Source organism: Leucobacter chromiisoli (assembly GCF_016522505.1).
Lineage (GTDB): Bacteria > Actinomycetota > Actinomycetes > Actinomycetales > Microbacteriaceae > Leucobacter > Leucobacter chromiisoli.
In genome coordinates this window covers 22,572-32,827 of the sequence record NZ_JAEHOH010000025.1, presented here as the reverse complement: position 1 = coordinate 32,827, position 10,256 = coordinate 22,572, and the positions used below count along the sequence as shown (strand labels likewise).

Sequence of the window (10,256 nt, the reverse complement as noted above, 5' to 3'; positions counted from 1 at the left end):
TCAGACGGGCGTTACGGTGGGACATGAGAACCTCCGAGTTCGTGAAGACGTCAGATATCTCCACTAAGCCCGGAGGTTCTCCCTTTTCACAAGGCCCGCACCACCACCAACCTCATGGCCGGGTACACCTAGCGCCTCGCGCATCGCTCCCGGAAGCGGCCCCTCCCACGCACGCCTGAACCGGAGGCGGGGGGATCGCGTTTGGAGCACGGTCCGCCGGGTGCTCAGAATGGGCCCTGTGTCGATAACTGCCGGGCGCGTGTTCCTCGCGATCACCCTTGCGATGTCGGTGGCCTGCCTGGGGTGGTTCGGTCTCGTCCGGTTCTCGTTCGGCACCTGGTCGAGCGCGGCCGTCCTCCCGGGCGTGATCGGTCTCATCGCAGCCCTCGCCACGGTCGTCGGCGCGCTGATGTTCGCGCGTTTCGTCGAGGCCTCCGTGCACGGGCAGACGATCAGACTCCGTCGGGTGCTCGGACGGGACCGGACCATAGCGGTCTCCGAGGTCGATGAGGTCGTGCTTCTGCTGGACCTGCGTCTGCCCTCGCGGACCGCGCCGTCCTCGGTCACGAGAGTCGTGCTCCGACGTGCGGGCGGAACCGTCGCCGCCTTCACACCTCGCGGCTCCGAGCTGGTGGACGGCCTGCGGTCCCTGGGGTTCCGCCCGCTCGTCATCGATGAGCCGACCACGCCCCTGCGGGCCTCTCGCAGCTACCCGGGATCCGTCGGGTTCGCAGAGCTGGTGGTGGAGCCGGTCCTGTGGGCGTGCGTCGTCATCCCCGTGGTCGTCGTGGCCTGGCTCGTGTGGGACGCGGCGGGAGGCTAGCCGGCCGACGCCACCGGGGCAGAGCCGAAGTACGCGAACGTCCGCGAACCGCGCGAGAGGCGCCGGAGACGGCGACGGGACCGGACGATCCCGCGTGCCTTCGTGTGAAGGCCGCTGAGATCGTGCCGGTCCCGACGGATCACCGCCCGGTCAGCGGGGCAGCAGCGTGTACTTCGTCGAGAGGAACTCGTGGATCCCCTCGAACCCGCCCTCACGACCCAGACCCGACTGCTTGACCCCTCCGAACGGAGCCGCGGCGTTCGACGCCACACCCGCGTTCAGACCCATCATGCCGCTCTCGAGCCGCTCGATCATGCGGTGCCCACGATGGATGTTCTCCGTGAACACGTAGCTGATCAGACCGTACTCCGTGTTGTTCGCGATCTCGACCGCCTCGTCCTCGGTCTGGAACCGGATGATCCCGAGCACCGGCCCGAAGATCTCCTCCCGCATGATCGCCGCCTGCGGGCTCAGCCGATCGATCACCGTGGGCTGGAAGAAGTTGCCCACCCCGTCGATCGCCTCACCACCGGTCACGACCTCGGCACCCGTCTCGACCGCATCCGCGACCAGACGCACCGAGTTCGCCACCGCCTTGTCGTCGATCAGCGCACCGATCTCGTTCCCCTCGTCGGCACCTCGACCCACCGACATCTGCGCGACCCGCTCGCCCACACGGCGCGCGAACTCGTCCGCCACGCTCTCGTGCACGATGATCCGGTTCGCAGCCGTGCACGCCTGACCGATGTTGCGGAACTTCGCCAGCAGCGCACCCTCGACCGCGAGATCGAGATCCGCGTCCTCGAACACGATGAACGGCGCGTTGCCGCCCAGCTCCATCGAGGTGCGCAGCACGTTCTGCGCCGCCGCCTCCAGCAGCTTCACCCCGACCGGCGTCGACCCGGTGAACGAGAGCTTGCGCAGGCGCGTATCCGACAGCAGCGCACTGGACTGCGCGCTCGACTTCGACGTCTGCACCACGTTCACCACACCCGCGGGCACCCCCGCATCCTCGAGCAGCTGCGCGAAGAAGATCGTCGTCAGCGGCGTCAGCTGCGCCGGCTTGATCACCACCGTGCACCCGGCCGCCAGAGCCGGCGCGATCTTCCGGGTCGCCATCGCCAGCGGGAAGTTCCACGGCGTGATGAAGTAGCACGGCCCCACCGGCAGATGCGAGACCACCATGTTGCCCGTGCCCTCGGGGTTCTGCCGGTAATCACCGCGCACCCGCACGGCCTCCTCCGAGAACCACCGCAGGAACTCGCCGCCGTAGCCGACCTCGCCGCGGGCCTCCGCGATGGGCTTGCCCATCTCGATCGACATCAGCAGCGCGAACTCCTCCTTGCGCTCCATCAGCAGATCGAACGCGCGGCGCAGGATGTTGGACCGCTCGCGCGTCGAGGTCGCACCCCACGACTCCTGGGCGGCGACAGCCGCGTCCAGCGCCCGCACCGCGTCCTCGACCGTCGCGTCCGCGATCGACTTGATGACCTCGCCCGTCGCGGGATCCTGCACATCGAACGTCGCGCCCGACGCCGACGCCTGCCAGGTCCCGCCGATGCTGAGCCCCGACTGCACGCTGTCGAGGAGTTCCTGCTCGTTCTGCTTCAGTGCCATGATTCGTTGTCCTTTCGGGGGTTCGGGATCAGGCGGCGGCCGTGATCGCGTCGGCGACGACCTGCAGTCCGTCGCGCAGCAGCTCGTCGGAGATCGAGAGCGGCGGAAGGAAGCGGACCACGTTGCCGTAGGTGCCGCAGGTCAGCAGGACCACGCCCTGCTCACCAGCGTACTTCGCGATCGCGCCGGTCAGGGCCGCGTTCGGCGCCTTCGAGCCCGACTCGACGAACTCGACGGCCATCATGGCCCCGCGTCCGCGGATCTCGCCGATGCGGTCGTCGTCCTTCTGCAGCTCGGCGAAGAACTCCTCGATGATCGCGCCGATCTCGCGGGCGCGCTCGGTGAGGTTCTCGGTCTCGTAGGTCTCGATGGTGGCGAGCGCGGCGGCGCAGGCGATCGGGTTGCCCGTGTAGGTGCCGCCCAGACCGCCGGCGTGCGCGGAGTCCATGATCTCGGCGCGGCCCGTCACCGCCGAGAGCGGCAGGCCGCCGGCGATGCCCTTGGCGAGGGTCATGAGATCGGGCACGACCCCCTCGTGGTTCGCGGCGAAGAGGTCGCCCGTGCGGGCGAAGCCGGTCTGCACCTCGTCGAGGATGAAGACCACGCCGTTCCGGGTCGCCCACTCCTGCAGCGCCGGCAGGAAGCCCTCGGCCGGAGCGATGAAGCCGCCCTCGCCCTGGATCGGCTCGATGATGATCGCGGCGAGGTTGGCGACGCCGACCTGCTTCTCGATCTGGGTCAGCGCGACCTTCGCGGCCTCGGCGCCGGAGAGGCCGTCGCGGAACGGGTACGAGGTCGGCACGCGGTAGATCTCGGGGGCGAAGGGGCCGAAGCCGTCCTTGTAGGGCATGTTCTTGGCGGTCATGCCCATCGTGAGGTTGGTGCGGCCGTGGTAGGCGTGGTCGAACACGACGACGGCGTTCTTCTTCGTGTAGTGGCGCGCGATCTTGATCGCGTTCTCGACCGCCTCGGCGCCGGTGTTGAAGAGGGCGGAGCGCTTCTCGTGGTCGCCGGGAGTGATGGCGTTGAGCTTCTCGGCGACCTCGACGTAGCCGTCATAGGGCGTCACCGTGAAGCAGGTGTGGGTGAACTGCTCGACCTGCTTCTTCACGGCGTCGACGACGGCGGGGGCCGAGTTGCCGACGCCGGTGACGGCGATGCCCGAGCCGAGGTCGATGAGCGAGTTGCCGTCGGCGTCGATCATGACGCCGCCGCCGGCGGCCACCGTGAACACGGGCAGCGCGACGCCGACGCCCGAGGCGACGGCCGCGTTCTTGCGGGCGAGCAGCTCCTGCGACTTCGGGCCGGGGATGCTGGTGACGAGCTTGCGCTCCTGCGGCAGCGAGGGGCCGCCGGTGATGGTGACGTCGGTCATGACTTCCTCCATGAATCGATTCTCGGGGAGAAGGGCGCGGGGCCTACCCGCGGGATGCGACTACAGCCTAGGGCGGGCCCCTGCGAGGATGTCGTGCCAGAATGGTGAACGAAACCCGAAACTTTCGCCACCCTGGCAGCAATACGCTTCCGGTCCCGGAGGGGACATGCCACCTGAATCGCCCCCGCCCCAGCTCCCGGGCTCGCACCCGACGATCGAGCTCGGATCGATCCTGCACGAGTACCAGTTAGGCCTCGTGCTCATCGCCGGCGCGTCCGCCGAGACGCCGCACCGACCCGTGCAGTGGGTGCACGCGAGCGAGCTCCAGGATCCCACCCCCTTCCTCACGCCGCGCACCGTGCTCCTCACGACGGGCGCGCGCCTCTCGCAGCACGCCGGCCAGGAGGAGGCCGACGCCTACGTCGCACGACTGCTCCAGGCCCAGGTGTCGGCGCTCGGGATCGCCGTCGGTCTGCACTGGGACCGGGTGCCGCCGACGTTCGTCTCGGCGTGCGATCGCCTCGGACTCCCGCTGTTCCGCGTGCCGTTCGACACGCCGTTCATCGCCATCGTCCAGACCGCGGCGAGGCTGCTCGACGCCCGGATGCACGCGCGCGACGCGTGGGCGCTCAGCTCTCAGCGCGCAGTCGCCGGCGCCGCGCTGCACCGCGACGGGATCGCCGCCGCGGTCGCGGAGGCCGCGGGGCAGCTCGGCAGGTGGGTCGCGATCACCGACCGCACGGGGCGCCTCATCGAGTTCGCGCCGAAGTCGGCGAGGGCCGACATCGAGGCCGACTGGATACGCCGCGAGACGCGCCAGCTCGTCGAGCGGGGCGGGCGCGCGGGAAGGGTGCGCGTCCAGGGTGCGCGGGGGGTGCAGCTGCAGACGCTGGGACGCGCGAACCATCTCCTCGGCGTGCTCGTGGTGGAGGGCGGCGGCGCTCCGGATCACGCCGAGCAGACGCTCATCGGGCTCGTCGCCGCGCTCGCGACGGTGCAGCTCGAGCACCGCAGCGGCCTCGCCTCGGCCGAGGCGGCGCTCAGGAGCGCGGTCGTGCGCCTCCTCCTCGGCGGCCAGGAGGACCTGGCGGAGCAGGTGGGACGCGGGATCCTCCCCCGGCTCCCGCGCGGACCGGTGGCCGTGATCCGCTATCTCGAGACCGAGCGCACCGACCCGGCGCTCGTCGAGGATCTCCGCTCGTTCGCCGCCGGGAGCGCGGGCGTGCTCTCCGCCGCTCTGGACGACCGCCTGCTGCTCGTCTGCGAGTCGCGGCAGCTCCCCGCGGCCCGGCGCCTCTTCCAGCTCTACGGAGCGCCCGCGGGGATCTCCGAGCGCGGCACGCTGGCGGGCCTCGCCGAGCTGATCGAGCAGGCCGAGCTCGCCCTCGGGCGCGCGCTCGACCGGCCCGGGCCCGCCGGCCCGGTCGCCTACACCGCCGCCATGCACTCGGGCGTGCTGCGCCTGCTCGAGGCCCAGCCCGAGGCCGCCCATCGCGCCGAGACCCTGCTGGCCCCCCTGCGCAAGCACGACCGGCGGCACTCCGACCGCATCGAGCAGAGCCTGCTCGTCTGGCTCCGGCACCACGGGCAGACGAGCCCCGCGGCCGTCGAGCTCGGCGTGCACCGGCACACGCTGCGCTCCCGCGTGCAGACCGCGGCCCACCTGCTGCAGCGCGACCTCGACGACCCCGACGCCCGCGCCGAGCTGTGGGCCGCCTACCGCCTCGCCGGCGGTCAGGCCCCCGGCAGGGGCAGCGAGTAGGGATCCCAGCCGCGCGGCGCGTAGCGCTCCCCGTCCACCCGCACGTCGTCGCGCTTCCCCGAGCGGGCCGCAGGCTCGGGCCCCGAGGCCTCGAGCACCTCGCCGATCTCGCGGAAGCCGCCCGGCAGCCGGGCGCCCCGGGGGAACGTCGCGAGCAGCCCGTGATCCTCGCCCCCGGTCAGCATGGCCTCGAGCGGCACCCGCTCGCCGCGCTGCAGGCCGAACCCGGCGAGAAGCCGCTGCGAGTCGAGGCTCACCCTCGCCCCGCTCGCCCGGGCGAGCCTCGCCGCGTCGAGCGAGAGCGAGTCGGAGACGTCCATCATCGCCGTCGCGCCGCCCCGGACGGCCTCGGCCCCGAGCGCGATCGGCGGAGAGGGGGCGAGCTGGGCCGTCAGCGCGGCGGGATGCTCCTCCCGCAGACGCGCGAGCGCGCGATCGTGGGCGGTGCCGTCGGGCTCGGTCCCGTCGCGGAAGAGCAGCGAGAGCCCGAGGCCCGCCAGCCCCAGGTCGCCGGCGTAGGCCACCACGTCGCCCGGCGACGCCCCGCTCCGGGTCGCCGGCGGGCGGCCCTCCAGGTCGCCGAGCGCCGTGACCGCGCCCGTGAGCACCGGAGCCGTGCCCAGATCCCCGCCGACGACGCCGCAGCCGGGGGCGAGCGAGCGGCACGCCGCGTCGAGCCCCGAGGCGATCTCCTCGAGCAGGCCGACGGGGGTGCGCCTCGGGCAGGCGAGCGCCAGGGTGAGCGCCACGGGTCTCGCCCCCATGGAGGCGACGTCGGAGAGGTTCGTGGCCGCGAGCTTCCACCCCAGCTCGAAACCGCGGTGCCAGGCCAGCCGGAAGTCCGGCCCCTCGATCATGGTGTCGGTCGTCACCACGAGATCGCCCGACGTCCGCAGCACCGCGCAGTCGTCGCCGGGCCCGAGCACGGCGGCGTCGGCCGGGCCGAGTCTCGTCAGGATCCGGCGCAGCACCCCGTGCTCCCCGGCCTCGCCGACGGTCGCCGACGCTCCGTCGCTCGGCCCCCCGCCCGATCCCGTGCTCCGTGCTCCGCTCACCCCTCCACGCTATCGCGAACTCAGCGAGGCTCCGGTCGCGGCGGGTAGGCTTGCGGGGTGATCCCTCGCCGCTCCTCCGCTCTCCGCCGCACCCTCGCCGCCGCGGGCGTCGTCGTGATCGCGGCGGGTCTCGCCGGGTGCGCGGGCGAGGTGCCCATGGAGGCGGCCCCGAACGCCAACGATCCAGCTTGCGCCGACGTGACGGTGCGGTTGCCGCAGACGGTCGCCGAGCTCGGCAAGCGCTCCACGAACGCGCAGGCGACCGGAGCCTGGGGCGACCCGTCCGCGGTGGAGCTGCGGTGCGGCATCGAGCCGAGCGGCCCCACCACCGACGACTGCGTCAACGTCAACGGCGTCGATTGGATCATCGACCGTTCCCAGGCCCCGCTGTTCCGCTTCGAGGCCTACGGCCGCTCCCCCGGTCTCGAGGTGTTCGTCGACTCCGAGCGGGTGAGCGGCACCGCCGTGGTGCTCGACCTCGGATCCGTGGCCGAGCAGCTGCCGCAGGAACGCCAGTGCACGAGCCTCGTCGACGAGCTGGACGAGGACGACTTCTCGGGCCTGCCCGACGCCGGCTGACGCGGCACGGAGGCGCCGTCTACTGCTCGAGCGCCAGCTCCACCAGCTCGGTGATGAGATCGGTGTAGCCGAGGCCCGACTCCTCCCAGAGGCGCGGGTACATGGAGATCGGCGTGAACCCGGGCAGGGTGTTGATCTCGTTCAGCACGGGGCCGTCGGAGGTCAGGAAGAAGTCGATGCGCGCGAGCCCGGCGCACTGCGTCACCTCGAACGCGCGCACGGCGGCGTCGCGGATCGACTCGAACTCCGCGTCGCTCACCCTCGCGGGCAGCTCGAGCTCGACGCCCGCGGCGCCGAGGTACTTCGCCTCGAAGTCGTAGAACTCCCGGCCGGTGAACACGATCTCGCCGATGACGGAGCTCGTGCGCGGGCGGTCCCCGCCCCGCCCCTCGAGCACCGCGATCTCGACCTCCCGGCCGGTCACGCCCGACTCGATCAGCACCGTCGCGTCCTCGGCGAACGCCAGCTCCAGCGCAGCGGGGATCTGCGAGGCCTCGGTCACCCGGCTCACCCCCACGCTCGAGCCCGCCCGCGCCGGCTTCACGAACAGCGGGTAGCTCAGGCCCTCGTCGAGACGATCGGCCAGGTAGGGGTCCCGATCCAGCTGGTGCCGCGTCACGGTGCGCCACGGCGCGACCGCAATGCCGGCATCCGCCAGGATCGTCTTCACCGCGTGCTTGTCCATGCACAGCGCGGACCCCAGCACCCCGCTGCCCACGTAGGGGAGGTCGACCAGGTCGAGCATGCCCTGCACCGTGCCGTCCTCGCCGTACGGACCGTGCAGCATCGGCAACACGGCGTCGACTCGGCCGAGCGTGCGCAGCGCGCCCGAGCCGTCGACGACCGTGATCGATCGCGTCTGCGTCGAGGCCGGCCAGAGCACGCGCGTGCCGTTGTCGGCGACCTCCGGCAGCGCGCCGGGCTCGAGGCGGTACTCCGCGAGGTCGTCCTCGCGGACCAGCACGGTCGCACCGTGCTTCGTGATGCCGACCGGGATCACGTCGAACCGGGAACGGTCGATCGCCCGGAGCACCCCGGCGGCGGTGACGCAGCTGATGCCGTGCTCGCTGGAGCGGCCGCCGAAGAGCAGCACCACCGTGCGCCGCGCCGCGGGCCCCTCGGAGCGTACGGTGTCGGATGGGGTCATGCTGCGGTTCCCTTCATGCGGTTGACGAATCGGCGCCAGAGGCCCGGGCGGTCCGTGCCGAGACTCAGCTCGGGCTGCGGCACCCCGTCCTCCGTCGTGAGATGCGGACCGAGATCCTTGGGGGCCATCCTGCCCTGCAGCACCATCTGCACCTGCTGCACGATCGGCATCTCGATGCCCCGCTCGCGGGCGAGCTCGAGCACGGGGCTCACCGAGGTGATGCCCTCGGCGACCTGCTGCATCTGCTCCCTGGTCTCCTCCTGCGTGTAGCCCTGTCCGATGAGGCGGCCCGCGGTGTTGTTCCGCGAGAGCGGGGACTGGCAGGTGGTGATGAGATCCCCGAGGCCGGCGAGCCCCGAGAGGGTCGTCGGGTCGGCGCCGGAGGCGACCGCGAACTCGGTCATCTCCGCGAGGCCGCGCGTGATGATCGCGGCCTTCGTGTTCTCGCCGTAGCCCACCCCGTCGACGATGCCGATGGCGAGTGCGATGAGGTTCTTCAGCACGCCCCCCAGCTCGGTGCCGATGACGTCGGTGTTCACGTAGCCGCGGAAGTACGGGGCGGTGCAGGCCGTCGCGATCTCCTGGGCGACCTGCAGGTCGGCGCAGGAGGCGACGCCGCCCGTCGGCTGCTCCTTCGCGATCTCGAGCGCGATGTTCGGCCCCGAGACCACGCCGATGCGCTCGGGCCCCACGTCGAGGGTGTCGGCGATGACCTCGGACATCCGCATGGTGGTCGTCTTCTCGACGCCCTTCACCAGGCTCACCAGCACGCTGCGGCGGTCGAGGTAGGGCTCGATGTCGATGAGGTTCTGCCGCATCGTCTGGCTCGGCACCGCGAGGAAGACGAGCCTCGCCCCGCGCAGCACCTGCGCGAGGTCGCTCGTCGCCTTCAGCCCCTTCGGCAGATTGATGCCCGGCAGGTACTGGCTGTTGCGCTTCGCGACCTGGATCTCCTGCGCCACCTCGGGTCGCCGCGCCCAGATCGTCACGTCGCACCCGGCGTCGGCGAGCACCTTCGCGAAGGTGGTCCCCCAGCTGCCCGCGCCGATCACTGCGACTCTGCGACCTCGATTGCGCTTCGCGCTCTCCCCGATCACCGGAATCGGCCTCGTGCTCAAAAACGCCCCGTCTCACTCTGCTGATGCTTGCTCGGATCCCACCGCTCGGCAGGCGGCTGCTCGTCGCGGAGCTCGGCGAGGAGCTCGGTGATCGCCGTCATGAGCAGCTCCGTCGCCTCGGCGACCGTCTTCTGGTCGAGCGGCCTCCCCGAGAAGCGGCTCAGGTCGAGGGGCCGCCCCACCGACACGTGGATCGTCTTCCGCGGGAACGGATGGATCCGCTTGCCGTAGCGCGGGAGCAGACCCTGCGTGCCCCAGTGGGCGACGGGGATCAGCGGGATGCCGGTCTCGAGAGCGAGCCGCACGGCGCCGCTCTTGCCGCGCATGGGCCACAGCTCGGGGTCGCGGGTGAGGCTGCCCTCGGGGTAGACGATGACGCCGGCCTGGCGCTCGATGAGCTCGCCCGCGGCGCCCATCGGGTTGCCCGCCTTCGAGCGGTTCGCCCCGGCGCGCTCGACCGGGATCTGCCCCGAGGCGCGCAGCAGCCGCCCGAAGACCGGCACTGTGAAGAGGCTCGCCTTCGCCATGAAGCGCGGCAGCCGGCCGAGGTGCCACACCGCCGCGCCCATCGCGATCGGGTCGATCTCGCTGTAGTGGTTCGGCGCCAGGATGAAGGGGCCCGAGCTCGGAAGCCGCGAGTCGCGGGTGAAGCGGTACCGCACCATCAGCGACCACAGCGGCAGGATCAGTGCGGCGAGCAGCCAGAAGACCGAGGGCCGACGCTTCTCCGCCGAAAGGCGGCTCCGGAGCTTCACCGTGTCACTCATGGGTCAATTATCG

Annotated in this window: 9 protein-coding genes; 3 read left to right on the top strand and 6 right to left on the bottom strand. The window is 71.6% G+C overall.

Features of this window, described 5'->3' with window-relative positions; translation table 11 throughout:
• Positions 1-238 precede the first annotated feature (238 nt).
• Entirely contained in the window at positions 239-823 is a 585-nt protein-coding gene (locus JD276_RS14900; protein WP_200116454.1) for a hypothetical protein, read from the top strand.
• A gap of 150 nt (positions 824-973) precedes the next feature.
• Here JD276_RS14900 and JD276_RS14895 read toward each other — a convergent pair whose 3' ends face one another.
• Both JD276_RS14895 and gabT read right to left on the bottom strand, forming a co-directional pair.
• A complete protein-coding gene (locus tag JD276_RS14895) occupies positions 974-2,440 on the bottom strand; it encodes an NAD-dependent succinate-semialdehyde dehydrogenase (protein WP_200116453.1) in 1,467 nt (488 codons plus the stop codon).
• A gap of 28 nt (positions 2,441-2,468) precedes the next feature.
• Positions 2,469-3,827: a 4-aminobutyrate--2-oxoglutarate transaminase gene (gabT, locus tag JD276_RS14890; RefSeq protein ID WP_233615779.1), complete on the bottom strand. Its 1,359-nt coding sequence runs from the start codon at positions 3,825-3,827 to the stop codon at positions 2,469-2,471.
• Between the two features lie 154 nt (positions 3,828-3,981).
• On the opposite strand from gabT, the gene JD276_RS14885 reads away from it, so the two are divergent.
• Positions 3,982-5,577 carry a PucR family transcriptional regulator gene (locus JD276_RS14885; RefSeq protein WP_200116452.1) on the top strand — a complete coding sequence of 532 codons (1,596 nt, stop codon included), beginning with the start codon at positions 3,982-3,984 and terminating at the stop codon, positions 5,575-5,577.
• On the opposite strand, the gene thiL is transcribed toward JD276_RS14885, so the two are convergent.
• Entirely contained in the window at positions 5,550-6,632 is a 1,083-nt protein-coding gene (thiL, locus tag JD276_RS14880) for a thiamine-phosphate kinase (protein ID WP_307866602.1), read from the bottom strand. The two genes, JD276_RS14885 and thiL, sit on opposite strands and share 28 nt — an antisense overlap.
• Positions 6,633-6,689: 57 nt before the next feature.
• Here thiL and JD276_RS14875 point away from each other — a divergent pair, with 57 nt between their 5' ends.
• Positions 6,690-7,211 carry a DUF3515 family protein gene (locus tag JD276_RS14875; protein ID WP_307866601.1) on the top strand — a complete coding sequence of 174 codons (522 nt, stop codon included), beginning with the start codon at positions 6,690-6,692 and terminating at the stop codon, positions 7,209-7,211.
• A 19-nt stretch (positions 7,212-7,230) separates the two neighbouring features.
• On the opposite strand, the gene JD276_RS14870 is transcribed toward JD276_RS14875, so the two are convergent.
• Genes JD276_RS14870 through JD276_RS14860 form a run of 3 tightly spaced genes read right to left on the bottom strand, consistent with a single transcriptional unit; the run spans position 7,231 to position 10,243 of the window.
• On the bottom strand, positions 7,231-8,358 hold the full coding sequence (locus JD276_RS14870) for a D-alanine--D-alanine ligase family protein (protein ID WP_200116451.1): 1,128 nt from the start codon (positions 8,356-8,358) through the stop codon (positions 7,231-7,233).
• Entirely contained in the window at positions 8,355-9,455 is a 1,101-nt protein-coding gene (locus JD276_RS14865) for an NAD(P)H-dependent glycerol-3-phosphate dehydrogenase (RefSeq protein WP_307866600.1), read from the bottom strand. The genes JD276_RS14870 and JD276_RS14865 overlap by 4 nt, the downstream gene beginning before the upstream one ends.
• Positions 9,456-9,472: 17 nt before the next feature.
• Complete coding sequence (locus JD276_RS14860; protein ID WP_200116449.1) at positions 9,473-10,243, bottom strand: lysophospholipid acyltransferase family protein; 771 nt, start codon at positions 10,241-10,243, stop codon at positions 9,473-9,475.
• Between the last annotated feature and the right edge of the window lie 13 nt (positions 10,244-10,256).

Coding starts and splice junctions, on each gene's coding strand:
- JD276_RS14870 (WP_200116451.1), bottom strand. CDS start 8,358: ATGACCCCATCCGACACCGTACGCTCCGAGGGGCCCGCGGCGCGGCGC.
- JD276_RS14885 (WP_200116452.1), top strand. CDS start 3,982: ATGCCACCTGAATCGCCCCCGCCCCAGCTCCCGGGCTCGCACCCGACG.
- gabT (WP_233615779.1), bottom strand. CDS start 3,827: ATGGAGGAAGTCATGACCGACGTCACCATCACCGGCGGCCCCTCGCTG.
- JD276_RS14860 (WP_200116449.1), bottom strand. CDS start 10,243: ATGAGTGACACGGTGAAGCTCCGGAGCCGCCTTTCGGCGGAGAAGCGT.
- JD276_RS14895 (WP_200116453.1), bottom strand. CDS start 2,440: ATGGCACTGAAGCAGAACGAGCAGGAACTCCTCGACAGCGTGCAGTCG.